Below are 26852 nucleotides of genomic sequence, written 5' to 3'. Positions count from 1 at the left end.
CCGTGGAAGGTCCGCGGGATGCCGGCCAGCGGTCGGCATTACCGCATCTGGTCCGTAGGTCCACGCCATGCGTGGATCGGCCTAAAGCACCAACAATCGCCCCGGCGCATGGGCCAGGGGCCAATGGCCCTGTTCGTACAGCGCAAGCACAGGCTCCCAGTGTGCCGGCAGGCCGAGATGCATCTCCAGCAGGCGTTGCCGGAAGGCGAACATCGCCCCATCGCGCGCCACCAGCTGCAGGTCATGTGCACCGCAGCGCAGTGCCGGCAGATCCAGTGCCGAAAGCGCGCGCATCAACGTGCGGTTGAGTTCGCGTCGGGCGTCGGCCAGTTCGGCGGGATGGGGCAGGGCGCCGTGAAACGGATCCGAATCGCCCAGTGTTGTGGGCATCCATTCGAAACCATCGGTATCGATGGTCCGCATTGCTTCGGCCAGCGACCGAACGGCGACGACGCCGGCCGTTATGGGCAGTGTTTCACCCAACCGGGAAAAAAAGCCGATTCCAGACATCCGCTGCAGCATGCTATCCATACGGGCATTGTAGATCCACGCCAAGCGTGGATGCCGCTGTCCCCGTCCTGCGGCTACAGCAATTCCAGCATCAACCCCAGCACCGGCAGCGTGATCGCCAGCGGCGCAATCCATGTTGGACGATACGGATACAACCCGAACGACAGCGTCACGCCGGCCAGGGTCATTGCCCCCAGCCACAGCACCGGGCCCATCGCCCAGCCGTGGTCGGCCACGCACAGTGCGAACGCCGCCGCCAGCAGCGCCCAGCCCAGCACCCGCCACAGCACCCGCCGTGCGGGTGTGGCCGCGGCTTTGCCATGCAGGTCGTGCTGGTGCTTTTCCATCGCCAGCGACAGCGCAGTAAACGCAGAGAACGACAGGGTCAGCGCCAGCAGCATCATGCGCTGGCCTCCGCTTCGGCCGCGTCTGCAGTGTTCACCGATGCCTTCGGCGCAGCCGCAGTGGCTGCACGCTTCTTCTTCTCGGCCGCACTCAGCGGTGGCGTCCAGCGCTGCATGCGCCAACCGCACAGCGCCAGCATCGCACCGAACGCGATCATCGACAGATCGAAGCCAGCCAATACCCAGTCGCCGTTGCGCAGGGTGTTGCCCAGGTGCGCATGCGTGGTCAGCGCATTGACCACCGGTACCAGTGCGAACGCGGCCGCGCCCAGGTAGAGCTGCCACGCCCACATCATCCGCTTCGGCCAGATGAAGGCGGCCAGCAGCGCGCCGGCCCAGGCGTAGAAGAACACGTTGGCCTCCGCACTCGAGCGCTCGGCGATGTCCAGCGGCAGCAGGCGGTTGCCCCAGAAGTAGGCGGCGAAGGCGATCGGCAGGCCGGCCACGGTGCCGATGTTCAGCGCATCGACCAGGCGCAGGCCGAAGCCGGTGCGGCCACTCTTGGCGTGCCTGGGCCGTTCCTTCACCGCCCACAGCACCACGCCGCTGGCCACCATCAGGCAGCCGACCAGACCGGACAGGAAGAACAGTGCACGCAGGCCCCAGTCGGCAAAACGCGCCAGGTGCAGGCCGTACAGCACGCCGCGGGTGGCGGTGGCACCGCCGGAAGGCGGCGTTTCCTCAAGCAGAGCACCGCTGACCATGGCGTAACGCACGGCCGGGGTGTCGATGGACAGGCGCTTGCCGTCGCGCTGGCGGATGTCGATCACCGCATTGGCCGCGCCCGGATTGGACACGGTGAAACCGGCCACCTCCACGCCGTGCCAATGCGCGCGCGCGTTGTCCAGCAGTTGTGCGATCGGCAACGGCGTGGCGTGGCCCTCGGCGGGCGCGGTCACTTCCGGGAGGCCGCCGAAGGCCTCGAAGAAGAACGTGTCCTCGTCCTGCGGGTAGGCCACCTTCACCCCCCACGGCAGGTACATGATCATCAACGTCACAATGCCGGTGTAGGTGATCATCGCGTGGTAGGGCAGGGCCATCACCGCGCTGACGTTGTGGAAATCAAGCCAGGAACGCAGGCCCTTGTCCTTGCGGAAGGTGAAGAAGTCCTTGAAGATTTTCTTGTGGGTGATGACGCCGGTGATGATCGCCACCAGCATGAACATCGCGCAGAAGCCGACCAGATAGCGTGCCCACAGCACCGGGATGTAGTGCAGGTCGAAGTGCAGGCGGTAGAAGAAGTCGCCGCCGCGGGTCTCGCGCGCCTTCAATGCCTGGCCGGTGTTGGGGTCCAGCGTGGCGTCGCCGAAGCCACCGCGGCGGCCACGGCTGGGATCGGCCAGTTCCGGCGGCAACCGCCAGAACATCTGCATGGCCGGGTTGCGCGGCTGCGGCAGTGTGACGAACCAGCTTTCGGCCTGCGCGGCGTTGGCTTGCAGGTAGTCCACCGCGCGCTGTGCGGCGACGTCGATGCTGACGTTGCTGGACGGCAGTTCCGGACGCATCCAGCGGCTGATTTCCTCGCGGTAGTAGCTGGCCGTGCCAGCCATGAAGATCAGCAGCAGCAACCAGCCAACCAGCAGCCCGGTCCAGGTGTGCAGCCAGGCCATCGACTGGCGGAATCCGTTCTTCATGCCCAGGCCCCCATCAGGCGCGCAATGGCGGCCATCAGCAGCGCGGGCGCGAGGATGCCGACCCAGGCGCGCAGCGCGCTGCGGGTGGCGAATGCCCACAGTGCCGCACAGGCGGCGACCAGGATGGCCAGCAGCATGCCGGTCAGCACGGTCTGGCCACGGGCGCCGGGCAGGGCCACGGCGCAGAACACACTGGTCACCGAGGCAAGCGCGTAACCGCCGAAGATCGCGGCCAACGAGCGTGACAGCACGCCCCAGCGCGGGTTGGAAAAGAAGGTGCGGGGGCTGGCGGTTGCGGGCGAGCGGTCCACGGCATTCCTGCAGGTAGGAGAGGGGATGGAACGCGTCCGCGGCCCCCTTGCGCCCTGCGCATGTCGCCCAGCGTGTCCCATCGACGAAGCACGGCCCGCGCAGACGGGCAGTCCAGAGGTGGGGGATGTACACGGGCGATGGGTGCGTCTTCCGCACCCGGTTGGCTAAGCGTACAACCGATCAGTAAATGATAGGCATTCGCATTTTATGAATCAAGCGTGATGACCCGAAGGGCGCGTTGAGGCCTAGAACCTGAACACCACTGTCGCCGCATGCAGCAGCAGGCCGATCAGGCCACCCACCAGGGTGCCGTTGAACCGGATGAACTGCAGGTCGCGGCCCACGCTCAGTTCCAGCTGTTCCACCAGATGGCGCTCGTCCCAGCCCTTCACGGTCTGCGCGATATGCGTGGCCACGCCTTCGCGCAGGCGGCCGGTCAGGCGTTGCGCGCCTTCCAGCAGGTGCTGGTTGAGGGCCTCGCGCAGCGCCGGGTCGGCCTGCAGGCTGGCACCGAGCGAACCCAGGCTGCGTTGCAGGTGGCCGACCAGCGCCGAGTCCTCGCGCTGCAGGTCAGCGCGCAGGCTGGCGTGGATGCGCGCCCACAACCCCTGCACGTAGTCCTGCAGGGCCGGATGGTCGATCATTTCCTGCTTGAGCTGTTCGATGCGCTCGGCCAGGGCCGGGTCCTCGCGCAGGCGCTGCACGTAATTCTGCAGCCAGCTCTCGTAGTCCTGGCGCAGCGGATGCTGCGGCTCGGCCAGTACCTGCTGCAGCTCTTCCAGTACCGCGCGGGCCAGGCGCTCGGCCAGGCTGTCGCCGATCTCGTCAATCGGCTTGACCCAGTTCACCGTGCTCGAGAGCGTCGGCCATTCGCGCTGGATGTAACGCACGATCAGCTGCGAGGCGCGTTCTTTCACCTCGGGCTGCTCGAGCCAGCGGCCCAGCCGCTGCAGGCCTTCGTCCAGCACGCGTTGATGGCGACCATCGGCGGTCAGCAGGGCCAGCAGCTCACCGGCAGTGGCAGCGGCATTCCACTGCCGCAACTGCTGCACAACGAAGCCGTGCAGCTGCCGGCGCACGGCGGTTTCGTCGAAGAAATCCAGTGCCTGCAGCGCCCAGCCGCGGGCCATGTCGGCCAGCATGCGCGAGCGTGCCGGGTCGGCCAGCCAGCTGCCGAGGCGGCTGGCCGGATCGAACACCTGCAGCTTGGCCAGCAGCACGCCCGGCTCCAGGAACTGGTCGCGCACGAACAGCGCAAGGCTGTCGCCGATGCGTTCCTTGCTGCGCGGGATGATCGCGGTGTGCGGGATCGGCAGGCCCATCGGCCGGCGGAACAGCGCGACCACGGCGAACCAATCGGCCAGTGCGCCCACGGCTGCGGCCTCGCAGAACGCCGAAACCCAGGCCCAGATGCCGCGCTCGCCCTGCCAGTGGCTGACCGCGAAACCGGCCAGCATCAACAGCAGCAGGCCCAGCGCGAGGGCTTTCAGGCGCCGCAGCTGAGCGCGGCGCGGGTCGTTGGCAGACGTCATGCCGGAAGTCTAACCGGCACGGCATGAGCATCTGGTAGTGCCGGCCGCTGGCCGGCAACCTCAACGCACCCGATACGTTCATGGCGTTGCCGGCCAGCGGCCGGCACTACCCCTTGGTTCAGAGCGCTTCCAGTTGCTTGCGCAGCGCGGCCAGTTGCGCGCGCAGGGTGTCGTTCTCGCGGGTCAGCGCGACCACCCGACGGCGCAGCGCTGGTGCGTCCTCGCCCAGCTGCTCCAGCGCCGACAGCACCTCGGCATCGCGGCTGGCGATCTCGTCCTCATCTGCCTCCTCGAAATCCATCTCGGCTGCTTCCGGCTTCGGCGCACGCGGCTTGCGCTTGGACTCGCGCACGCGCTTGGCGGCCTGCTTCAGCTCGTCCTTGCCACCGGCGGCGGCGGCGCGCTGCTCTTCTTCCGGCAGGTCAGCCACGGCGGCGGCGGCGCTGATCGAGATCACGCCGGCCTTGACCGCTTCCACCACCTCGGCCGCGGCCTGGGCGTGGATGCGCTCGATCATGCCAACCTGGCTGGTGCTCAGCTTGGCTTCGCGGGCCAGCTCGGCGCGGCTGATCTTCGGCGCCGGCTCCCACGGCGGGCTGTCTTCACCGGCCTCATCGGTGGCGTCGGCAGTGCCATCGCTCTCGCGCTGCAGCTGCGCCTGCTCGATCTGCTTGCGGGCGGCCAGGATGTCGCGCTTGCGCAGCGCCAGCACGCCGCGCTGGAAGTCGGACACGCTGCGACGGCCCAGGTGCTGCTCGATCATCCACAGGTGCACGTCTTCCATGCTCTGGAAGCGGGTGTTCTGTACGGTGTTGAAGGGCAGGCCATGCTTCTGGCAGATGCCGAAGCGGTTGTGGCCGTCGACCAGTACGTTGCCCCACAGGACCAGCGCGTCACGACAGCCCTCGGCCAGGATGCTGCGCTCCAGCGCGTCATGTTCGTCCGCAGTCAGCGGGTCGATATAGGCCTTGAGTTCTTCTTTGACGACGATATCCATGGGCACGGCAGCGAGCAGGAGCGGAACCGCCCATTGTACCCGCTCGCCGCCGCCGGCCAGGGCTCAGGCAGTGGCCCGGATCATCTCGCCCAGCGTGCCGGTGATCTGGTCGATCTGCGCCTTGTCCACGATCAGCGGGGGCGACAGCGCGATGATGTCACCGGTACAGCGCACCAGCAGCCCGCCGTCGTGGAAGCAGCGCCGATAGACCTCGTAGCCCCGGCTGCCCGGCGCATCGCGGCGAGGCGCCAGCTCGACCGCGCCGACCAGGCCGAAGTTGCGGATGTCGATCACGTTGGGGAGGCCCTGCAGCGCATGCAGCCGTTCCTGCCAGTACTCGCCCAGCTCGATGGCGCGCTCGAAAAGGCGCTCCTCGGCGTAGACCTCCAGCGTGGCCAGTGCGGCCGCGCAGGCCAGCGGATGCCCCGAATAGGTATAGCCATGGAACAGCTCGATGGCCTGTGGCGGTGCCTGCATCAGGGTTGCATGCACGGCGTCGCTGGCCAGCACGCCGCCCAGCGGCACTGCGCCGTTGCTGACCGCCTTGGCGAAGGTCAGCAGGTCGGGGGTGACCCCGAAGCGCTGTGCGGCGAATGGCATGCCGACCCTGCCGAAACCGGTGATGACCTCATCGAACACCAGCAGGATGCCGTGGTGGTCGCACAGCTCGCGCAGGCGCTGCAGGTAGCCCGGCGCCGGCAGAATCACCCCGGCGGAACCGGCAATGGGTTCGACGAAGACCGCCGCGATGGTTGAGGCGTCATGCAGTGCGATCAGTCGTTCCAGGTCATCGGCCAGCTCGGCGCCCTGGCGCGGCAGGCCTTTGCTGAACGCATTGCGCTGCAGGTCCAGGGTGTGGCGCAGGTAGTCCACGCCGCCCAGCTGCAGACCGAACGCCCTGCGGTTGTTGGGCAAGCCGCCCAGCGCCATGCCGCCGAAGCCCACGCCGTGGTAGGCCTTCTCGCGGCTGATGAAACGCGTGCGCTGGCCCTCGCCACGCTGGCGGTGGTAGGCCAGCACGATCTTCATCGCGGTATCCACCGCCTCCGAGCCGGAGCTGGTGAAGAACACATGGTTCAGTGGCGTCGGCGCCAATGCGGCCAGTCGCTGCGCCAGCGCGAAGGCCGGTGGTGAGCCCATCTGGAAGGCCGGCGAGTAGTCGAGCGTGCGTGCCTGCTCGACGATGGCCTCGACGATGCGTGGGCGGGCATGGCCCGCGTTGCAGCACCAGAGGCCGGCGGTGCCATCGAGGATCTGGCGGCCGTCGACATCCTCGTAGTGCATGCCCTCGGCACGCACCAGCACACGCGGCGCGGCCTTGAACTGGCGGTTGGCGGTGAACGGCATCCAGTACGCCTCCAATGACTCCGGGCGTTGGGTAGCCAGATCGTGCAGGTCGCTCGCGGAACGCTTCATGCCAGCTCCATCGGGTCCGATGGGAGAAATGTAGCGCAGCCACGTCACGGCGGAGTCGCGGCCGCGCCGGTATAACCGGGGAAACTGTTCCGAGGAGCCCGACATGGCCGACTTTCCCGACCGCAGCCACTGGCAGGTGCTGGCCCAGCAGCTTTCGATACCCGCACAGGCCTTCATTGATGGTCGTTACACCGACGCTGCCAGCGGCGCGCGCTTCGACTGCATCAGCCCGATTGATGGGCGCGTGCTGGCGGTGGTCGCCGACTGCGATGCAGAGGACGTAGAGCGCGCAGTGCGGTCGGCGCGGCGTGCCTTCGATGCGGGCCACTGGTCAGAGGCCAGCCCGGCCCACCGCAAGCGGGTGTTGCTGGCCTTGGCGGCATTGGTGGAAAAGCACGCTGATGAGTTGGCCCTGCTGGAAACCCTGGACATGGGCAAGCCGGTGCGCGACGCACGTCGTATCGACCTGCCCGGCGTGGTGCGCTGCCTGCGCTGGACCGCCGAAGCGGTGGACAAGCTGTACGGCGAAGTCGCACCGACTGGCCCACACGAGCTGGGCCTGGTCACGCGCGAGCCAGCCGGCGTGGTCGCAGCGATCGTGCCATGGAACTTTCCGTTGCTGATGGCCTGCTGGAAGATCGCGCCTGCGCTGGCCATGGGCAATTCGGTGGTGCTCAAGCCTTCCGAGCGGTCGCCCTTGAGTGCGTTGCGATTGGCCGCGCTGGCCGCTGAGGCGGGCCTGCCGGACGGCGTGCTGAACGTATTGCCAGGCCACGGTACGCGCGTCGGTGAACCGTTGGCGCTGCACATGGATGTGGACGTGCTGGCCTTCACCGGTTCCACCGCCACCGGCGCGAAGCTGCTGGAGCATGCGGGACGGTCCAACCTCAAGCGGGTCTGGCTGGAATGCGGTGGCAAAAGCCCGCACCTGGTGTTCGCCGATGCACCGGACCTGGACGCAGCGGCCAAGGCCGTGGCGCAGGGCATCTTCTTCAACCAGGGCGAAGTCTGCACCGCCGGCTCGCGGCTGCTGGTGCAGCGCTCGATCCGTGAGGACTTCGTGCACCAGGTGATTGCCTACGGCCAGCATATGCAGCCGCAGCATCCACTGGAGGCCGATGCACCGATGGGCGCGCTGGTCGATGCCGCGCACGTGGACAAGGTGCTGGCCGATATCGCACGGGCCGAAGGCGAGGGCGCCCGCCTGCTGCTCGGCGGCCATCGGGCCGAGGTGGAGGCCGGCGGCTGCTATGTGCAGCCCACGGTGTTCGACCAGGTGCGTCCGGACCACGCGTTGGCACGCGAGGAGGTGTTCGGCCCGGTGCTGGCGGTACTTGGTTTCGAGGACGAAGCAGAGGCAGTGCGCGTGGCCAATGACAGCCGCTATGGGTTGGCGGCGGGCCTGTGGACACGTGACCTCGGCCGCGCCCATCGCGTCGCACGCCAGCTGCGCGCCGGCAGCGTGTGGGTGAACGGCTGGGATGGCGGCGACATGACCGCACCGTTCGGTGGCTACAAGCAGTCCGGCAATGGGCGCGACAAGTCACTGCATGCGTTCGACAAGTACAGCGAGATCAAGGCCACCTGGATCCAGCTGTAACGACGTGGCTGCTTGACCGCTGTTCGTTCTTTGTAGCGTCGAGCCCTGCTCGACTGCTTCTCGCGAAGAGCAGTCGAGCGTTGCTCGACTCTGCAGAAGGCAGACAGCCGTCGAGCTACCGGCAGCGGGCACTCACCTGCAGCACTGCCGCGCGCAGCATGTCGCGGTCGGCGTCTTCGACCGCGTTCTGGAAATAGTCCATGTCCTGTTTACCCAGTTCGCACGGGTCGACGATGTATCCCGGCGGCCAAAGCCCCAGCAGTTGCGCCACGCCATGCACGATCTGCTCGGGGCTCATCTGCCGACGGATCCGGAAGTAATTGCGGCGAGGCCCGAACGCAGGATGGACCTCGCGCCGACCGATCAGGCGCGGCGCCACGCCAGCTGCGCTGATGCCGTCACCACCGTCGATGCTGCCCGCAGGCAGGCTCAGGATCAGTGGCGCCACTGCAGCCACGTTCCCCGGGGCAGGCAGGGCGCTCTCTGCCTGTGCAACCGGAGCAGGGCGGGGCATCATCGATGCGGCCGGACGCGTCATCTTTGCGGAGGGCGAGGCGGGCTGTTGAGGTACCGGCGCCGGCGGTTCCAGTGGCAGCCAATGCAGCGAGATCCGCGGGCCCTCACCGCTGCGCAGTTCGATCCGGCCGCTGTCCAGCAGCCACAGAGCGAGCCCGCCATGCACCAGCAGTACCACCAGCCACGCCGCCATCCGCGGCAGCTTCGGCGAATCGGAGCATGACAACGCAACTGCAGCCATGGGCAAGGCATCCATGCAGGGACCGGTGGCGCAGCCTAGCCGGCGGCCGGAAAAATTCCGTTGGCATCGGTGTCGGCTGAAACCATCGTCCCGTGCGGCCATCGGCCCGTGGCAGAATCGGGCGATCCGCCGTTACCCGTGTTGCCGATGTCGACGATCACTGCTGCCGCGCCGCCCGTGAATTCCCCCCGTCGTGTCCTGCTGGCCAGCCTGATCGGCACCACCATCGAATTCTTCGATTTCTATATCTACGCCACGGCCGCCGTGCTGGTGTTCCCGCACCTGTTCTTTCCGGACAGCAGTGAGCAGGCGGCCCTGCTGCAGTCACTGGCGACCTTCGCGGTGGCGTTCATCGCGCGTCCGGTCGGCTCGGCGGTGTTCGGCCATTTCGGCGACCGCATCGGCCGCAAGGCCACCCTGGTCGCCGCGCTGCTGACCATGGGCCTGTCCACGGTGCTGATCGGCCTGCTGCCGACCCACGCGCAGATCGGGCTGTGGGCGCCGGCGCTGCTGGCGCTGTGCCGTTTCGGCCAGGGCCTGGGGTTGGGCGGCGAGTGGGGTGGGGCGGTGCTGCTGGCCACCGAGAATGCGCCGCCGGGCAAGCGCGCCTGGTACGGCATGTTCCCGCAGCTGGGCGCACCGCTCGGCTTCCTGCTGTCGGCCGGCATCTTCCTCGTGCTCGGCCGCTGCCTGAGCCAGAACGACTTCCTGCAGTGGGGCTGGCGCATTCCGTTCGTGGCCAGCGCACTGCTGGTTGGCCTTGGCCTGTGGGTGCGCCTGAACATCCACGAGACGCCGGACTTCAAGAAGGCGCTGGAGCGCAAGGCGCCGGTGCGGTTGCCGATGTGGACGGTACTGCGTGACCACCCGGTACCGATGCTGCTCGGCACGCTGGGCGCCTTCGCCACCTTCGTGCTGTTCTACCTGATGACGGTGTTCAGTCTCGGCCATGGCACCGCGGTGCTGGGCTACAGCCGCGAGCAGTTCCTGCTGATGCAGATGGCCGGCATGCTGTTCTTCGCGCTGGGCATCCCGCTGTCGGCGCGCTATGGCGACCGTTGGGGCACGCGGCGCACGATGATTGTTGCCAGCGTACTGATCGTCGGCTTCGGCGTACTGTTCGCACCGTTGTTCCAGCCGCACAGCCCGTGGCTGGTCACCGCCTTCCTGTGCCTGGGCCTGTTCCTGATGGGGCTGACCTACGGCCCCTGCGGTACCTTCCTGGCCGAGATCTACCCGGTGGAGGTGCGCTACACCGGTGCCTCGCTGTCCTTCAATCTGGCCGGCATCCTCGGTGCGGCACCGGCGCCGTACCTGGCCACCTGGCTGGCCGAGCGCTTCGGCCTGGTTGCGGTGGGTTATTACCTGTGCCTGACCGCGGTGGCCACCCTGTGCGCGCTGGTGGCACTGCACCGGCGCGCGCTGCGGCTCAACCAAAGAAGCGCTTGAGCGTGCGACCCAGCCAGCCGCCGCCCTGGTGTTCGCGGGCGAACTGGTTCAGGTGCGCCTTGACCTGTTCGGCATAGGCCTGGTCGTCGCCGCGGATGTGGTTGAACAGCCAGCGCGAGAGCATGGTGCGCAGCTCGTCACTGATGTCCTCGCCGGCCTGGAAGCGCATGCGGTACTCCGAGACACGCTTGATGAAGACCTCATGCACGCGTTTGTGCGCGGCACAGAACGGGTAGCCCGCTTCCTCCATCAGCTCTTCCTCGAACGCGAAGTGCGACATGGTGTAGTCCACCACCTCGTCGATCACTTCACCCACTGCGGCACGCTGCATGCTGGCCTGGGCCACGTGCAGGTGGTTGAGCATTTCGATGATGCGGCGGTGTTGTTGGTCGATCACATCGATGCCGATGTTCAGATCGTCCTGCCAGACCAGTAGTGCCATCCCCGGCTCCCCTTCATGCGTATGTCGGGGCGGACTGTAGAGCCGCCCGGCGCGGGCGGCGTTGATCTGGATCAAAGCGTACCGGTCAGGGCAGCGCCGGCTCGCGTGGGCGTAGCGGGCTGGCGACCGTGGTGCAGCTGACCCGGTTGCGGCCACCGGCCTTGGCCAGGTACAGCTGGCGGTCGGCTTCGGAGATCAGCCGGTGCAGTGCATCGCGCTGCGGGCGCAGGCAGCACAGCCCGATGCTGACCGTCATGCGCAGCGTGGCGGTGCCGATGTCCACCTCCAGCGCGGCGATGCGCTGGCGCAGCTCCTCGAAGTACAGCAGCGCCTCGTCCTGTTCCATGTCCGGCACCAGCAGGCAGAATTCCTCGCCGCCGAAGCGCGCGATCAGGTCGTGGCTGCGTGCATGCGTGGCCACCGCGCCGGCCACCGCGCGCAGCGCATCGTCGCCGGCTTCGTGGCCATGGGTGTCATTGATGTGCTTGAAGTGGTCGATGTCGATCATCGCCACCGCCACGCACTGGCCGTGCAGCTGCAGCTGCGGCAGCTGGCGCTGGCTCTGCTCCAGGAAGCAGCGGCGGTTGGGCAGGCCGGTGAGGAAATCGCGGGTGGCCAGGTCCTGCAGGGTGCCGATCAGCTCCAGCTGGTCCACATTCTGCGAGACCCGGCAGAAGAATTCCTCGCGCGAGAACGGCTTGCGCAGGAAATCGTTGGCGCCGTTCTTCAGGAAGCGCGGAATCAACGATGCATCGGTATTGCCGGAGATGCCGATCACCGCCACCTTGTCGCGCGAACGCAGGGTGCGCAGGCGGCGGGTGAACTCCACGCCCTGCATGCCCGGCATTTCCTGGTCGACCACGGCCAGGCGGATCGCCGGATGCGCCTCGATCGCGGCCAGGCCTTCGTTGCCATCGGCCGCTTCGTGCACCTCATGGCCGTACATGCGCAGCAAGGCTGCGGCGTAACCGCGCGCGGACGGTGAGTCGTCCACTACCAGCGCGGCGATGCGCCGGTTGCGCTCCAGCCGCTGCACCAGCCACACCAGGTAATCGATGCTGCCGGGAGTGTTCTTCAGCACGTAGTCGATGATCTGCTGCTGCAGCACGCGCTTGCGCAGGTCCTCGTCGTAGACGCCGCTGACCACCACGGTCGGCAGGTCGCGCTTGAGGAAGAACTCGACCACCGCGTCGCGGTCGCCATCGGCCAGGACCAGCCCGGTCAGTACCAGGAACCAGCCGCCACCTTCGCTCAGCAGGCGGTCGGCCTCGGCCAGGGTGGAGGCGATCACCACCGGCAGTTCCAGGCGCTGCTCGATGGCCTCGCGCAGCATGCCGGTGAAGGCGCGGGAGTTTTCGACCAGCAGGATCCGCTGCGGCAGCGGATCGGCCAGGTCGCCATCGACGGCGGCCTGCGGCAGGACGGGCATGATGCGGTGGCTCACGAGGGAGGGGCTCGGCACGGATAACGGCGGTTTCGGGTGTAACTTTAGCGGCGAACGTTGCGCGCCGGGCCAGATTCCGCGTCAGGCCGCCGCTGGCGACGCGTGGGTGATCGGTTCATGCAGGACCAGCCGCAGACGATTGCCGCGGCAGTGGACCGTTCCGCCGTAGGCAAGCATCCGTCCGGCCAGGCGCTCGACGGCCTGTTGGGTGGTACGCGTGGAAAGCGGGCAACCACGGTCGAGCAGGCTCACCACGGCAACAATGCCGCGATGCTTGCCTGCCCGACCGCTTCGGGCGCGCACGCAGACCTGCCCGGTTTCCAGTTCCAGCAGAAGTGAAACCGCCTCGATCAGCGAGCGATAGATGGCCAGTTGCAGATCCACGGTCAGCAGGCAGGGATTGCCCGCCAGCCTGGGTGGAATGACGCGATGCGTGTTGTTCCAGATTTCGCATGCACCGCCGGCTTGCAGCGCGATGTAGAGCCCGACGTGCTCCAGTCCGGTGGGATAGACCAGGCTGGCCTGTTCGCGAAACAGCCGTGAATGTACCGACGACGCGTGCTGCAGGCTGTTTGCGACCGCATGGTGGCCTTGGGACTTCAGCCAGCTGACCATCTCGCTGAGCGAATTGTCCATGCCCTCGCCCAGGTGCTTCAGGTGGACGGCCCGTTCACGCAGCTCACGCTCGCTGGTCTGAAGTGAGCCACGTGCCAGGCGCAGCGTGGTTGCCTCGGCCAGGCCGCGGGACCGGGCGCGCTGATGGTGATAGCTGATGCTGGAACCGAGTGCCAGCAGTGCGACACTCATCACCGCCATGTTCTGTTGGGTGGTGAACGTGCCCAGGTCGAACGAGGAAGGCAGGCCAGTGCTGGGCGTTGCGCCGTGCAGGGGGAGGTTCAACAACGGAATCGCGATGGCTGCGCCGCGCCACCCGTGCATGAAGGTCAGGGCGATGGCGGGCAGGGCGGCCAGCAGCACCATGTGTGTCCGCGTCGTGTGGGCGTCGGCGCGTGTCAATTGCATGCACAGGCCCAGCACCAGCATCACCAGGATCGCCGAGGCGGTAGGGGCGACGAAACGGTCTGTCCAACCGGGGTCGGCCTGCCGCCGCGACCAGAGGAATGCCAACGGCACCAGGGTGATGATGGCGGCGAAGTGGCCAAAGATCGTCCGGTCGACCGCGTCCAGCAGGTTGCTGGGTGGTGGGTTCGACCATAGGACATATGAAATGCCCAGGTTGAGACCCGGCACGAACAACGCTGTGCAGAACGACAGCGACAGCAGCCACAGACCGGTGGCTGCTTCGGACGGCATTCTCATCCGATGCAGGTAGACCACCAGCATCGCCATCGGCATCAGCAGCGTCGAAGCCAGGATGACCCAATCCAGGCCGTAGGTGTCGATCATGGGGATGCGCAGCGTTGCAAAGTACGCGTACTCGCCCAGCAGCAGGTAGGGCCACAGGCGGGTCGGGACGATCAGCAGTGCCGCTGCGCGGATGCCCGCCGGCAGGAAGAACTGATCCAGCGAAAACTGACGCGAGCCGAGGCAGCTCAGCGCATAGACGGCCGCGAGTGCGATGCCGGCTGGCCGGATACGGAAGCTCAGTTCAACTTCCTTCTTGAATCGGTCCAAACCCGAGCCTCCCTTGCTCGTGACATGGCAGCGGCCGTGCGGGTTGCTTGAACGCGCCATGACGCGCCATTGGATGACAGTATCGATGGAAGCAGGGGGGCGCAATTGCACGCCGGCGCCAGATCCTGACGGGGTGGGTTCGGCGCCGACCAAAGATCACTTTCGCGCAATGATCTGCAGCTCCTTTCACCGGGATAGTCAGATCGCGGCCCGGGGGGCGCCAGTGTCCATGGAGCGTGTGCTTTCCCTCAAGGCTTCAGTAGTGCCTGCCTGGCGGGGAGCGTCCCGTGCTTCGGTCAACACCATCCTGAGCCTGTTGCCACTCAGGTCCATGTGGCCAGCGTGTGCGAGCACTCGGCCCAGCAGCTGCTCGTTTGCCAGCGCCTTTGCACGGCTTCCCAGTGATGCGTGGCGGTCCAGAAGAGCCACGCAGATGAAGGCACCACGCTTCCGGAAGGAGCTTCCGCAGCGGATACTGACCGAGATCTGTCCACACTCGCACTTCAATAGAAGCGAGACCGCATCGACCACGAGTCGATAGGCAGCAAGCTGCAGGCCGACCCCGAGTGCGCAGGGGTCACCCTTCAACCTCGGCTGGCCGATGCGATGCGCAGCATTCCATGCCTCGCGCACCCCGCCAGCCTGCAACGCCACGTACAGGCCCAGCTGTTCCAGGGCGGCGGGATAGATCATGCTGGCCTGGGCCCGGAACAGGCGCGAATGCACCTCAGAGGTATGCCGCAGGCTGTCGGCCACGGCGTGATGACCCTGCGCATGCAGCCAGTTCACCATTTCGTTCAGCGACAGGTCCATGCCATCGCCCAGCTGGCGCAGATGGGCCGCGCGCTCACGCAGGTCCATCTCGCTGGCCAGGTGTGAATTCCGAGCAAGCTGCAGGGCCGCTCTACCATCTTCCTCGTGCAGCCGGTGCTGGGTCTGGAAGTGGGTGATGCGCGCACCCAGCAACAGCAGGGCGATGCTGGCGATGGCCATGGCCTGCTGGGTAGCGAAGGTAGCCGGGTCGAATGCGGTCGGATGGTCGGCGGGGGTGCTGAGGCCAAGAATCATGTTGACGGCGGCGACACCGATGGCCGCACCGCGCCATCCCAGCAGGCAGGTCAGTGCGATCGCGGGAATAGGCAGGATCAACAGCAGCTGCAGCGAGCCGGGGGCCGTGATCGAGGCCGGTACCGGCGTCGCCTGCAGGCCAATGACCAGCATGGCGCCGAGTGCTGCGACCGTGGCCGCGACAGACCCGGTTGTCCATTTTTCCTCGGCGCGTCGGATCCACAGCAATGCCAGGGGTGCCAGGATCAGGATGCCGGTGAAGTCGCCCAGCGCATAGCGCAGCACATTGGTGAGTAATGTCTCTTCATGCAACGGTGCCCACATCACATACGAGATTCCGAGGTTGAGCAGGCTGACGACCGTCGCGGCGCATACCGCAATGGAGATCACGCCGACGATCGTGGTGCGTGCCAGCAGCTTCCGGTGCAGGCGCACGATCAGCATCACGGCAGGCATCAGGAACACCGAGGCCAGGATTACCCAGGTCAGGTTGTATTTGCTGATCAGGGGGATGCGCAGATGCGCGAAGTAGGCGTATTCACCCATCAGCAGGTAGGGCCAAAGACGCGGCGGGCACAGCAACAGCGCGGCCACCCGCACGCCGGCAGGCAGGAAGAACTGGTCCAGTGACAGCTTGCGCGCACCCCAGCAGGCGAGGGCATAGAGCAGCGCCAGCGCCAGCCCTTCTGGGCTGACCCGTATCCTCACCAGCAGGCCGTCCTTCCACCACTGCATCCACGTGCTCCCCAGCTCCTGCGCCGATTATGTGGCTGGGAAGGGCCCGGCTACCACAACGCATCCCGCAGCTTGTACCACGACATCGCCGCCACCAGCAGGGGCGTGCGCAGCAGCCGGCCGCCGGGGAAGGGCGCATGCCGCAGGCGCTGGAACACGTCCAGACGCTCGCTCTGGCCGGCAATGGCGGCGGCGATCACCTCGCCGGCCAGTCCGGCGGCGGCCACCCCATGGCCGGAGAATCCCTGCGCGAAGTACAGGTTGCCGTCCAGCCGGCCCCAGTGCGGGGCGCGGTTGCGGGTGATGTCCACGTAGCCACCCCAGACCTGGTCCAGTACCACGTCGGCCAGCTGCGGGAAGACGTCGTGCATGCGTCGCTGCATCACCCCGCGCAGGCCGGGCGGGGGCAATGCCGAGTAGCTGGCGCGGCCGCCGAACAGCAGGCGGTGGTCGTGGCTGAGGCGGAAGTAGTCCAGTGCCCAGGCGGTGTCGGCCACGGCCATGTTGTTGCCGATCAGGGCGCGGGCACGTTCTGCGCCCAGTGGCTCACTGGCACCGATATAGGTGCCCACCGGCATGATCCGCCGTTCCAGCTCGGGCAGCAGGCCCAGCAGCCAGGCATTGCCGGCCACCACCAGATGCATGGCGCGCACGCTGCCCTGGGCAGTGTGCAGGCTCGGCCGTGGCCCGCGCTGGATGCGCACGACGGGCGAATTCTCGTGGATGACCACACCTGCCGCGCGCGCTGCATCGGCCAGACCGCGTGCATACGCCAGCGGGTGCAGGTGTGCGCTGAGCGGGTCGAACATCGCGGCGCGGTAGCGCGGGCTGTCCAGCTGCGCGCGCAGAGCGTCATGGCCCCACCACTGCATGGGGTAGTCGTAGTGGCGTTGCAGGTGCTCGCAGTTGGCGCGCAGGTCACGCTCGTGGCGTTCACGGATGGCCACGCTGGCGTGGCCTTCAACCCAATGGCAGTCGATGCGGTGGCGATCGATGCGCGTGCGCATCGCCTGCACCGCGCCGCGCGACCAGTCGAACAGGTGGCGTGCATCATCACGACCCAGCTGACGCTCCAGTTCGTCCACCTCGCAGCCGTAGCCGACCAGCGCCTGGCCACCATTGCGGCCGGACGCGCCCCAACCGATCCGCTGCGCCTCCAGCACCACCACGCGCTGGCCACGTGAGGCCAGTTCCAGGGCCGCGGTCAGGCCGGTGTAGCCCGCACCAAGCACTGCGACATCGGCCTGAACCTCGCCCTGCAGCGGGGGCAGCGCGGGTGGTTCGGGCAGGCTGGCGGCATACCAGCTGGGCGGGAACGCGGCACTCACCGCAGGCCTCGCGGGCGCAGTGCGGTGGAGGAGAGCGGGGGAGGACGATCAGCATTCACCCGAGTAGTTTCGCCGATGCGTGACAGCCATGGTGTGACGGCGACGACTTGCCGCCTTCGCCGGACGGCGGGTAACGTGTCGGCACGCCAAGGAGTTTTCCCATGCGCCGCCTGCCCTGGGTGGGCCTGCCCACCGACAGCACCGTGCTCGGCCATCACCGTTTCGCGGTGGCCGGCGAGAAGTACGTGCGCGCGCTGGCCGAGGCCGCCGAGGTGACCCCGGTACTGTTGCCGAGCGTGCAGCCGCCGCTGCCGGCCGGCGACTGGCTGCAGGGGCTCGATGGCCTGCTGTTGACCGGTGCGGTCAGCAACATCGAACCGCAGCATTACGACGGCGGTCGCAGCTGGCCGGGCAATCCGCATGACCCGGCCCGTGACGCCAACGCGTTCGCGCTGCTGCACGAGGCGCTGGCGCTGGACCTGCCGGTGCTGGCGATCTGCCGCGGCCTGCAGGAGCTGAACGTTGCGCTGGGTGGAACGTTGCATCCGCAGGTGCACGCGGCGCCCGGTCTTTCGGATCATCGTGAAGACCCGAAGGCGCCGGTTGATGTGCAGTACGGGCCGGCCCATGCGGTCGCCCTGGCGGCGGATGGCTGGCTGGCGCAGTGGCAAGGCGGTGACCGCGCACAGGTCAATTCGGTTCACGGGCAGGGCATCGACCGATTGGCACACGGGCTGCAGGTCGAGGCCTGGGCCGATGATGGACTGGTCGAGGCAGCGCGCAGCCCACGCCATCGTTTCGTGCTCGGCGTACAGTGGCACCCGGAGTGGCGTGTCATGGACTCGCCGTTCTATCACGCTATTTTCCGTGCGTTCGGCCAAGCTTGCCGGCAGCACCAACAGAACCGACTGGATTCCCGATGAGTTCCCGAACGCGCCCGCGCAAGACGGCTACGCCCCCCGCACCGCAGGAAAGCAGCCTGCTGCGCTGGCTGAAGGAGCGGCGCATCACCGAGGTCGAATGCCTGGTCCCGGACATCACCGGCAACGCGCGCGGCAAGATCATTCCCGCCGACAAGTTCTCGCATGATTACGGTACGCGGCTGCCCGAAGGCATTTTCGCCACCACCGTCACCGGCGAGTTCCCTGATGACTACTACGAGCTGACCTCGCCGTCGGACTCGGACATGATGCTGCGTCCCGATCCGGACACGGTGCGCATGGTGCCGTGGGCGGCCGACGCCACCGCGCAGGTCATCCACGACTGTTACACCAAGAACGGTGAGCCGCACGAGCTGGCGCCACGCAACGTACTGCGCCGCGTGCTGGCGGCCTACGCCGAGCTGGGCCTGCGCCCGGTGGTGGCGCCGGAGCTTGAGTTCTTCCTGGTGCAGAAGAACACCGACCCGGACTTCCCGCTGCTGCCACCGGCCGGCCGCTCCGGGCGCCCGGAAACCGCGCGGCAGTCGTACTCGATCGATGCGGTCAACGAATTCGACCCGATCCTCGACCTGATGTACGACTACGCCGATGCGATGAAGCTGGATGTGGACACGCTGATCCACGAATCCGGTGCGGCGCAGCTGGAGGTCAACTTCACCCATGCCGATGCGATGGACCTGGCCGACCAGGTGTTCCTGTTCAAGCGCACCATGCGCGAGGCGGCGATGCGCCACGGCGTGTATGCCACCTTCCTGGCCAAGCCGATGGAGAACGAGCCGGGCAGTGCCATGCACATCCACCAGAGCCTGGTGCGGGTGAGCGACGGCAGCAATGTGTTCGCTGGCGATACCGATACCGAAGGCGAGTTCAGCCCGGTGTTCGGCCACTATCTGGGCGGCCTGCAGAAGTACGCGCCGCAGGCGATGGCGTTCTTCGCGCCGAACGTGAATTCCTACCGCCGGCTGGTGTTCGGCGAAGTCTCGCCGAGCAACGTGCACTGGGGCTTCGACAACCGCACCTGTGGCCTGCGCGTGCCGCTGGACACGCCGGAAAACATGCGCGTGGAGAGCCGCTTCGCCGGTTCCGACGCCAACCCCTACCTGGCGATGGCGGCGACTCTGGCCTGCGGCCTGCTGGGCATCCGCGAGCGGTTGGCACCGGATGCGCCGGTGACCGGCAGCGCCAAGGAACTGGGCTACAACCTGCCGCGCTCGCTGGGCGAAGCGCTGGATGGGCTGGAGCAATGCAGCGAACTGCAGGCCCTGCTGGGCGAGCGCTTCTGCCGGGCCTACATCTCGGTGAAGCGCAAGGAATACGAGACCTTTTTCCGTGTCATCAGCTCGTGGGAGCGCGAGTTCCTGCTGCTGAACGTCTGAGCATCCGGAATAGAAAAATCCGCCGCCGGGGGGTAGGCTGGCACCCGTCGCCGGCCCCGCCGGCCCCCCTTCCCGCATTCTGGAGCACCCGATGAAGCTGCGTATCCTCACGCTCGGCCTGGCCTCCGCCATGCTCGCCGCCTGTGGCGGTGGCAATGGCGGCGCGCAGGACAGCCAGGTCCTGAACGTCTACAACTACAGCGATTACATCGCCGAGGACACCATCCCGACCTTCGAGAAGGAGAGCGGCATCAGGGTGACCTACGATGTGTTCGACAGCGATGAGATGGTCGAGACCAAGCTGCTGGCCGGCAACAGCGGCTACGACGTGGTGGTGCCGACCCTGAATTTCTTCGGTCGCCAGATCCAGGCCGGTGTGTTCCTGCCGCTGGACAAGAGCAAGATCCCGAACCTGGGCAATCTCGATCCGGCGGTGATGAAGCGCATCGCCACCCAGGACCCGGGCAACCAGTACGGCGTGCCGTACATGATCGGCACCACCGGCATCGGCTACAACGTGGAGATGCTGAAGCAGCGTTTCGGTGGCAGCACCGACATCGCCAACAGCTGGGACCTGGTGTTCAAGCCGGAGAACATCAGCAAGATGAAGGACTGCGGCGTGACCATCCTGGACACGCCGGCCGACATGATCCCGATCGCGCTGCATTACCTGGGCCTGGACCCGCACAGCGGTGACCCGGCCGAGCTGCAGAAGGCGGCCGACCTGCTGAAGTCGATCCGACCGTACGTGCAGAATTTCCACTCCTCGCAGTACGTGGGTTCGCTGGCCAATGGCGGCACCTGCCTGGTGGTCGGCTGGTCGGGTGACATCATCCAGGCCCGCGACCGCGCCGAGGAAGCCAGCAATGGCGTGCACGTGGCCTATTCGATCCCGAAGGAAGGCGCCCCGCAGTGGTTCGACATGCTGGCGATCCCGAAGGACGCCAAGCATCCGGAGGCCGCTTACGCCTTCATCAATTACCTGCTGCAGCCGAAGGTTGCCGCGGCCAACACCAACTTCATCCACTACGCCAACCCGGTGCCGACCGCGACCCCGCTGGTGGATGAGGCGATCCGTACCGACCCGACCATCTACCCGCCGGCCGACGTGGCCGCGAAGATGTTCACGTACTCGATCAACACGCCGGAAACCGACAAGCTCTACACCCGGCTGTGGACCGAGGTGAAGACCGGCCGTTGAGCCGGCCTGGTGCCGCCGGGTCATGCCCGGCGGCTGCCTTACCCTGGGTCGATGCCGGTACTCCCGCTTCGGCCCAGGTGCCGCAGGATGGCAGGCAGCAGGTCGCGTGCATCGCGACCGCCGTTGCACAGGAACGATGAACTCATCCGCTGCAGGTTGTGCATGCCGATGAAGAACAGCCCCGGTTGCGGTGAAACACCGAAGTCGCCGAGCGGGTAGCCATGTGCATCCAGCGCGCCCGGTACGTCGAGCCAGGGCCATTCGGCGACGAAGCCGGTGGCCAGCACCACCGAGCGGATGCCTTCCGCCTGCAGATCCAGTTCGCACGGGGATGCGTCCGGTTCCCAGTGCAGATAGACCTCCTCCGGAATGTAGCGGGCATCGTCGGTGCGTGGTTCGGGACGCGTGGCGTAGTACGCGCTGGCCAGCGAATCGAGATAGGCGTACTCGCCCCGCGTGGCCTCGATCGCGGTACGCAGCTGCGGGCGCACATCGGCGAAGCGGGCGACGTTTCCATCGAAGCCCTGCAACCGGCCCAGCAGCCTGATGCCCACGCGGTGCATCGCCAGCAGGCTGATCGAGCTGCCCAAGCCGGCACGCCCCTTGCCGGAAATCAGCGGGAATTCGGCGGTGCGGGCCTTGCGCAGGGCATCCGGTTCTCCGGCCAGGACGGCGGCCGCTTCACTCACGTGCTGGTGGATGCGCCCAGCCATGTCCCACCAGGTCATCGAGTCCTTGCCGCGCAGCCGGCGGGTATGCGAATGCCGCTGGGCCAGTGACCAGTACACGCTGCGACCGCTGTCGCGCAGGTCCTGGGCGATCTGCGCGCCGGACTGGCCGCCGCCGATGACCAGCACGGCGCCGTCGGGCAGTTGGCCCGCATTGCGGTAGTCGCCCGAGTGCAGCACGGTCAGGCCTGGCGCGGGCGCGAACGGGACCCGGGGCATCCTCGCGCGGCGGTATTCACCAGTGGCGACCACCACTGCGCGGGCATGGATCAGCCCCTGGCTGCTGTGGATGGCGTAGCCACCGGGCCCAGGCCCAACCCGATGCACCCCGCATCCCTCGTTGATCGGCAGGGAACGCTCGTGGGCATAGTCGCGGAGGTGCCGGATCACCTCCGGGGCGCCCATGAAGCCATCCGGGTCATCGCCGGCATAGGCATGACCATGCAGGGCCATCGTCGCGTTGGCGGTGTTGGTCTGGAACGACTCCCAGCGCCGCTGCCAGCTGGCGCCCACGGTTTCGGCCTCCAGCACGCGATGCTCGACGCCGGTCTCCTGCAGGAGCGCGCTGAGCGACAACCCGGCCTGGCCGGCACCGATGATGACCAGCGGCAGCCTTGCAGGCAGGGAGCCCGGCAGGCGGGGCGGGAATGGGGAGGGGCTGTCCGGGGAAATCACCAGTGTGGGTCCATGCAAGGCCTTGATCAGGGCCATTGCGCGGGCAATGCCCCGGGCCTTCAACAGATCCGGTTCTGAAAAACGTTGCAGATCGAGGCGTCGCCTGTGGTGTCTGGCCGGGACGGCCGCAGGGCCGTCCCGGGGAGCCTGGGCCTTTGCGCGGGCAGGCCACCATGGCGGGGGAAAACCGACACTCCTAACGCCCCCGGAGCCGGCCAGCGGCCGCTTCCGCCTGCCGCCGTCATATCCCCTGGGCCCCCCGGCCGTTAGAATGGCGGCCGCTGTCCACCGCCCGCTCCCGGAGCCCCCATGCCCGTTGAAGCCCAGCCGGTAGCCACCGTCGTCGACACGACCGGTGCGCCCGGCTATCTCTCCATTCGTGACCTGCGCAAGGAATTCGACGGTTTCGTCGCCGTCGACGACGTCAACCTGGACGTGCGCAAGGGCGAGATCTTTGCCCTGCTCGGTGGCTCCGGCAGTGGCAAATCGACCCTGCTGCGCTGCCTGGGCGGCTTCGAGACGCCCACCAAGGGCAGCATCACCCTCGATGGCCAGCGCCTGGACGCGCTGCCGCCGTACCAGCGGCCGGTCAACATGATGTTCCAGTCCTATGCGCTGTTCCCGCACATGACGGTCGAGCAGAACATCGCTTTCGGCCTGAAGCAGGATGGCCTGGGCAAGGATGCGATCGGCAAGCGCGTGGGCGAGATGCTCGACCTGGTGCAGATGGGCCACCTGGGCAAGCGCAAGCCACACCAGCTGTCCGGCGGCCAGCAGCAGCGCGTGGCGCTGGCGCGGTCGCTGGCCAAGGGGCCGAAGCTGCTGCTGCTGGACGAGCCGATGGGCGCGCTGGACAAGAAGCTGCGCTCGCAGATGCAGCTGGAACTGGTCAGCATCATCGAATCGTCGGGCGTGACCTGCGTGATGGTCACCCACGACCAGGAAGAAGCGATGACCATGGCCACCCGCATCGCGGTGATGGATGCCGGCTGGATCCAGCAGGTCGGCAAGCCGGACGAGGTCTACGAGCAGCCGGCCAACCGCTTCGTCGCCGAGTTCATCGGTTCGGTCAACCTGTTCGACGGGGTGATCGACGAGGACCTGCCGGAGTACGTGACCGTACGCTCGCCGCTGTTCCCGGCGCCGATCTACATCGCCCATGGCATCACCGGCTATGAAGGGCAGCCGGTCGCGTTCGCGCTGCGCCCGGAGAAGGTGATGATCGGCAAGGACGAACCGGAAGGGCACACCAACAAGGCCCAGGGTGTGATCGAGGACATCGCCTACTTCGGCAGCCATTCGGTCTACCACGTGCGCCTGCCCAGCGGCGCCAAGGTACTGGCCAACTTCGCAAATTCGCAGCGCTGGGCCAGTGATGGCCTCACCTGGGGCGACGAGGTGTGGGTGCACTGGCGCGACAACGACGGCGTGGTGCTCACCTCATGAGCACCGCCGGCCTGAAGCGCTGGCTGCCGGGGCTGCGTGCCACGGTGATCGGCATTCCGTACCTGTGGCTGCTGCTGTTCTTCGCAGTGCCGTTCCTGATCGTGCTGATGATCAGCTTCTCGCTCAGCCGGGTCGGCTCGCCGCCGTACACCTGGCTGCTGCAGTACGCCGACGGCGGTTTCTCGCTGAAGCTGAACCTGGAAAACTACCTGGCGCTGTTCCGCGATTCGATCTATGCGCAGGCGTTCCTGAGCTCGATCAGGATCGCGGCGATCTCGACCTTCCTGACCCTGCTGATCGGCTATCCGATGGCCTATGCCATCGCGCGCCTGTCGCCCGCCGCGCGCAACGTGGCGATGATGCTGGTGGTGCTGCCGTCGTGGACCTCGTTCCTGATCCGCGTGTATGCGTGGAAGGCGATCCTGGACCGCAATGGCCTGCTCGACCAGTTCCTGCAGTTCACCGGCCTGCAGACGCTGATGACGTCGATGGGCCTGCCGAAACTGCAGCTGATCGACACCCCGACCGCCGCCTACATCGGCATCGTCTACTGCTATCTGCCGTTCATGGTGCTGCCGCTGTACGCCAATCTGGTCAAGCATGACCACCGCCTGCTGGAAGCGGCCTACGACCTCGGTGCCAGGCCGTGGCAGGCGTTCCTGCGCATCACCCTGCCGTTGTCCAAAGCGGGCATCATCGCCGGCTGCATGCTGGTGATGATTCCGGCGATCGGTGAATTCGTGATCCCGGAAATGCTGGGTGGCTCGGAAACGCTGATGGTCGGCCGCCAGCTGTGGAACGAGTTCTTCAACAACCGCAACTGGCCGGGCGCCTCGGCGATGGCGGTGGCGATGATCCTGTTGCTGCTGGTGCCGATCCTGCTGTTCAACCGTTCCCAGCAGCGCCTGCTGGAAGGGAAGCAGGCATGAGCCCGCGTAGCGCAAAGGGCCTGGGGCTGGGCGTGCTGCTGCTCGGCTTCGCCTTCCTGTACCTGCCGATCCTGCTGTTGATGTTCTATTCGTTCAACAGCTCGCGGCTGGCGATGGTCTGGGCCGGGTTCTCCACCCGTGCCTACAGCGACCTGTTCGCCGACCGCGCGCTGGTGGATGCGATGTGGACCAGCCTGGTGGTGGCGTTCTGGACCGCCTGTACCGCCACCGTGCTGGGTACGCTGGCGGCGATGGTGATGACGCGCTTCAAGCGCTTCCGTGGCAAGCCGCTGTTCGGCGCGCTGGTGACCGCACCGCTGGTGATGCCGGATGTGATCCTGGGCTTCTCGCTGATGGCGCTGCTGGCCTCGATGGGCGCGATTCCCGGCTTCCCGGCACGCGGCCTGGCCACCATCTGGATCGCCCACGTCACCTTCACCCTGTGCTTCGTCACCGTGGTGGTGTCCTCGCGGCTGCAGGAAATGGACCTGTCGCTGGAAGAAGCGGCGATGGATCTGGGCGCCAGCCGGCTGACCGTGTTCGGCCGCATCACCCTGCCGATCATCGCGCCGGCGCTGGTGGCGGGCTGGCTGCTGGCGTTCACCCTGTCGCTGGATGACGTGGTGGTGGCCAGCTTTGTCGCCACGCCGGGCTCGACCACGCTGCCGATGAAGGTGTTCGCCTCGGTGCGCATGGGCATCAGCCCGAAGATCAACGCGTTGGCCACGCTGCTGGTGTCGGCGGTGTCGATCGCCGCGGTGATCGGCTGGTACATCAACGCCCGCGCCGAGAAGCGGCGCCAGCGCGACCTGCAGCTGGCGCGGCAGGACAACGGCTGAGGACACGGTCTGCCGACAACGCCGGCAACACCCGGCTCACAGCCGGCGGCGCACAATGGGGGTCTTCCAGCTGGAGATCCCCCATGACCGTCGAGATCGTCGACCCGGCCACCGGACAGGTGACCTACCGCCATGAACTGATGGGCGCAGCCGACATCGAGCAGCGCCTGCAGGCCGCTGCCGATGCGTTTCCGGGCTGGGCAGATCGCTCGCTGCAGGACCGCGGCGCCATCCTGCGCCAGATCGCCGCGCAGCTGCGCACGCGGCGCGACGACCTGCAGCAGGCGATGACCCACGAGATGGGCAAGCTCAAGGCCGAGGCGCTGGCCGAGGTCGACAAGTGCGCTGCCGCCTGCGAGTACTATGCCGATCACGCGGCCGACTATCTCAAGCCGCAGCTGATCGATACCGAAGCCCAGCGCAGCTACGTGCGCTACGAGCCGATCGGCTGCGTGTTCGCGGTGATGCCGTGGAATTTCCCGATCTGGCAGGTGTTCCGTTTCCTCGCCCCGGCGTTCATGGCTGGCAACGTCGCCCTGCTCAAGCACGCCAGCAACGTGCCGCAGTGCGCCGACCTGATCCTGGCGGTGTGCCGTGACGGCGGCCTGCCTGATGGCGTGTTCGACGTGCTGCACATCGACAACGACCAGGCCGCCGACGTGCTGCGCGACGCGCGGGTGAAGGCGGTGACGCTGACCGGCAGCGAGCGGGCAGGGCGCTCGATCGCTTCCAATGCCGGCGGCCAGCTGAAGAAGTCGGTGATGGAGCTGGGTGGCAGCGATGCCTTCGTGGTGCTCGACGATGCCGACCTCGACAAGACCGTGGCCGCGGCAGTGAAGTCACGCTTCGACAACAGCGGCCAGACCTGCATCGCGGCCAAGCGCTTCATCGTGGTCGAGGCGGTGGCCGATGAATTCACCCGTCGCTTCGTGGAAGCGGCGGGCGAGCGCCAGTACGGCGATCCCGATGAGCGGGGCACCACGCTGGCGCCGATGGCTCGCGCCGACCTGCGTGACGAACTGCACAAGCAGGTGCAGGCCAGCGTGGCCAAGGGCGCGCGGGTGCTGATCGGTGGTGAGCCGATTGCCGGCACCCATGCCGGCTATCCGGCCACGGTGCTCGACCAGGTCGGCCCGGGCATGCCGGCGTATGACGAGGAGCTGTTCGGGCCGGTGGCCGCAGTGATCCGGGTCAAGGATGAGGCCGAGGCACTGCGCGTGGCCAACGACACCCGCTTCGGCCTGGGCGGCAGCGTGTGGACCGGCGATCCGGTACGCGGCGAGCGCTTCGCGCAGCGCATGGAATGCGGTGCGGCGTTCGTCAACGCCATCGTCAAGAGCGACGCGCGGCTGCCGTTCGGCGGCAGCAAGCAGTCAGGCTTTGGTCGGGAGCTGGCTGACCATGGCATCCATGAGTTCATGAACATCAAGACCGTCTACGTGGCTTGATCCCGA

23 protein-coding genes are annotated in these 26852 nt (G+C 67.1%); 9 read left to right on the top strand and 14 right to left on the bottom strand.

Annotated features, from left to right (window positions below):
• Positions 1-81: 81 nt before the first annotated feature.
• The 7 genes from AC5P60_RS01580 to aptA all read right to left on the bottom strand — a co-directional run bounded on the left by AC5P60_RS01580 (position 82) and on the right by aptA (position 6805).
• Entirely contained in the window at positions 82-555 is a 474-nt protein-coding gene (locus AC5P60_RS01580; protein ID WP_033836021.1) for a hypothetical protein, read from the bottom strand.
• Positions 556-584: 29 nt separating this feature from the next.
• A complete protein-coding gene (locus AC5P60_RS01575; protein ID WP_483692872.1) occupies positions 585-914 on the bottom strand; it encodes a DUF3325 domain-containing protein in 330 nt (109 codons plus the stop codon).
• Positions 911-2548 carry a PepSY-associated TM helix domain-containing protein gene (locus tag AC5P60_RS01570; protein ID WP_049402713.1) on the bottom strand — a complete coding sequence of 546 codons (1638 nt, stop codon included), beginning with the start codon at positions 2546-2548 and terminating at the stop codon, positions 911-913. The genes AC5P60_RS01575 and AC5P60_RS01570 overlap by 4 nt, the downstream gene beginning before the upstream one ends.
• Positions 2545-2859 carry a DUF3649 domain-containing protein gene (locus AC5P60_RS01565; protein WP_033834719.1) on the bottom strand — a complete coding sequence of 105 codons (315 nt, stop codon included), beginning with the start codon at positions 2857-2859 and terminating at the stop codon, positions 2545-2547. The genes AC5P60_RS01570 and AC5P60_RS01565 overlap by 4 nt, the downstream gene beginning before the upstream one ends.
• A 246-nt stretch (positions 2860-3105) precedes the next feature.
• Entirely contained in the window at positions 3106-4392 is a 1287-nt protein-coding gene (locus AC5P60_RS01560; protein WP_483692871.1) for a DUF445 domain-containing protein, read from the bottom strand.
• Between the two features lie 118 nt (positions 4393-4510).
• A complete protein-coding gene (locus AC5P60_RS01555) occupies positions 4511-5389 on the bottom strand; it encodes a hypothetical protein (protein WP_062607534.1) in 879 nt (292 codons plus the stop codon).
• Between the two features lie 63 nt (positions 5390-5452).
• Positions 5453-6805, bottom strand: a complete 1353-nt coding sequence (aptA, locus tag AC5P60_RS01550) for an omega-aminotransferase AptA (protein ID WP_005412783.1) — start codon at positions 6803-6805, stop codon at positions 5453-5455.
• Positions 6806-6908: 103 nt separating this feature from the next.
• On the opposite strand from aptA, the gene AC5P60_RS01545 reads away from it, so the two are divergent.
• On the top strand, positions 6909-8405 hold the full coding sequence (locus AC5P60_RS01545) for an aldehyde dehydrogenase (RefSeq protein ID WP_033834722.1): 1497 nt from the start codon (positions 6909-6911) through the stop codon (positions 8403-8405).
• Positions 8406-8520: 115 nt separating this feature from the next.
• On the opposite strand, the gene AC5P60_RS01540 is transcribed toward AC5P60_RS01545, so the two are convergent.
• The gene (locus AC5P60_RS01540; protein ID WP_049402718.1) at positions 8521-9162 is read right to left on the bottom strand and encodes a hypothetical protein; all 642 of its coding nucleotides are present in this window, start codon (positions 9160-9162) and stop codon (positions 8521-8523) included.
• 156 nt (positions 9163-9318) lie between these two features.
• Between AC5P60_RS01540 and AC5P60_RS01535 the strand changes: the two genes are divergently transcribed.
• Complete coding sequence (locus AC5P60_RS01535) at positions 9319-10611, top strand: MFS transporter (RefSeq protein ID WP_174842179.1); 1293 nt, start codon at positions 9319-9321, stop codon at positions 10609-10611.
• Here AC5P60_RS01535 and AC5P60_RS01530 read toward each other — a convergent pair.
• From AC5P60_RS01530 to AC5P60_RS01510, 5 genes are all read right to left on the bottom strand, one after another.
• Positions 10592-11053, bottom strand: a complete 462-nt coding sequence (locus AC5P60_RS01530; RefSeq protein ID WP_004151683.1) for a bacteriohemerythrin — start codon at positions 11051-11053, stop codon at positions 10592-10594. The two genes, AC5P60_RS01535 and AC5P60_RS01530, sit on opposite strands and share 20 nt — an antisense overlap.
• Before the next feature lie 85 nt (positions 11054-11138).
• On the bottom strand, positions 11139-12482 hold the full coding sequence (locus tag AC5P60_RS01525) for a diguanylate cyclase (RefSeq protein ID WP_005408813.1): 1344 nt from the start codon (positions 12480-12482) through the stop codon (positions 11139-11141).
• A 96-nt stretch (positions 12483-12578) separates the two neighbouring features.
• Positions 12579-14132, bottom strand: coding sequence for an MASE1 domain-containing protein (locus AC5P60_RS01520; RefSeq protein WP_483692869.1), 1554 nt, complete (start codon positions 14130-14132; stop codon positions 12579-12581).
• 198 nt (positions 14133-14330) lie between these two features.
• A complete protein-coding gene (locus AC5P60_RS01515) occupies positions 14331-15935 on the bottom strand; it encodes an MASE1 domain-containing protein (RefSeq protein WP_033834724.1) in 1605 nt (534 codons plus the stop codon).
• 50 nt (positions 15936-15985) lie between these two features.
• On the bottom strand, positions 15986-17263 hold the full coding sequence (locus AC5P60_RS01510) for an NAD(P)/FAD-dependent oxidoreductase (protein ID WP_341353747.1): 1278 nt from the start codon (positions 17261-17263) through the stop codon (positions 15986-15988).
• A 161-nt stretch (positions 17264-17424) separates the two neighbouring features.
• Here AC5P60_RS01510 and AC5P60_RS01505 point away from each other — a divergent pair, with 161 nt between their 5' ends.
• From AC5P60_RS01505 to AC5P60_RS01495, 3 genes are all read left to right on the top strand, one after another.
• Positions 17425-18186, top strand: coding sequence for a gamma-glutamyl-gamma-aminobutyrate hydrolase family protein (locus tag AC5P60_RS01505; RefSeq protein WP_164133510.1), 762 nt, complete (start codon positions 17425-17427; stop codon positions 18184-18186).
• On the top strand, positions 18183-19580 hold the full coding sequence (locus tag AC5P60_RS01500; protein ID WP_049402723.1) for a glutamine synthetase family protein: 1398 nt from the start codon (positions 18183-18185) through the stop codon (positions 19578-19580). Before AC5P60_RS01505 ends, AC5P60_RS01500 begins: the two co-directional genes overlap by 4 nt.
• Before the next feature lie 91 nt (positions 19581-19671).
• The gene (locus tag AC5P60_RS01495; protein ID WP_483692867.1) at positions 19672-20781 is read left to right on the top strand and encodes a polyamine ABC transporter substrate-binding protein; all 1110 of its coding nucleotides are present in this window, start codon (positions 19672-19674) and stop codon (positions 20779-20781) included.
• A gap of 38 nt (positions 20782-20819) precedes the next feature.
• Here the strand turns inward: AC5P60_RS01495 and AC5P60_RS01490 are convergent, their stop codons facing one another.
• Positions 20820-22220 (bottom strand): flavin-containing monooxygenase, encoded by a 1401-nt coding sequence (locus AC5P60_RS01490; RefSeq protein ID WP_483692866.1) that lies wholly within the window; start codon positions 22218-22220, stop codon positions 20820-20822.
• 273 nt (positions 22221-22493) lie between these two features.
• Between AC5P60_RS01490 and AC5P60_RS01485 the strand changes: the two genes are divergently transcribed.
• The 4 genes from AC5P60_RS01485 (at position 22494) to AC5P60_RS01470 (ending at position 26846) form a co-directional block, all read left to right on the top strand.
• On the top strand, positions 22494-23630 hold the full coding sequence (locus AC5P60_RS01485) for an ABC transporter ATP-binding protein (protein WP_005408821.1): 1137 nt from the start codon (positions 22494-22496) through the stop codon (positions 23628-23630).
• On the top strand, positions 23627-24559 hold the full coding sequence (locus tag AC5P60_RS01480) for an ABC transporter permease subunit (protein WP_024956568.1): 933 nt from the start codon (positions 23627-23629) through the stop codon (positions 24557-24559). The genes AC5P60_RS01485 and AC5P60_RS01480 overlap by 4 nt, the downstream gene beginning before the upstream one ends.
• Positions 24556-25398: an ABC transporter permease subunit gene (locus AC5P60_RS01475; protein WP_483692865.1), complete on the top strand. Its 843-nt coding sequence runs from the start codon at positions 24556-24558 to the stop codon at positions 25396-25398. Before AC5P60_RS01480 ends, AC5P60_RS01475 begins: the two co-directional genes overlap by 4 nt.
• 83 nt (positions 25399-25481) lie before the next feature.
• Positions 25482-26846, top strand: a complete 1365-nt coding sequence (locus AC5P60_RS01470; RefSeq protein ID WP_483692864.1) for an NAD-dependent succinate-semialdehyde dehydrogenase — start codon at positions 25482-25484, stop codon at positions 26844-26846.
• The last annotated feature ends 6 nt before the right edge of the window (positions 26847-26852 follow it).

Source organism: Stenotrophomonas sp. YJH_SMC_120 (genome assembly GCF_059368675.1).
Note: the sequence above shows the minus strand (reverse complement) of the source record. Positions and strands in the feature narration are given on the sequence as shown.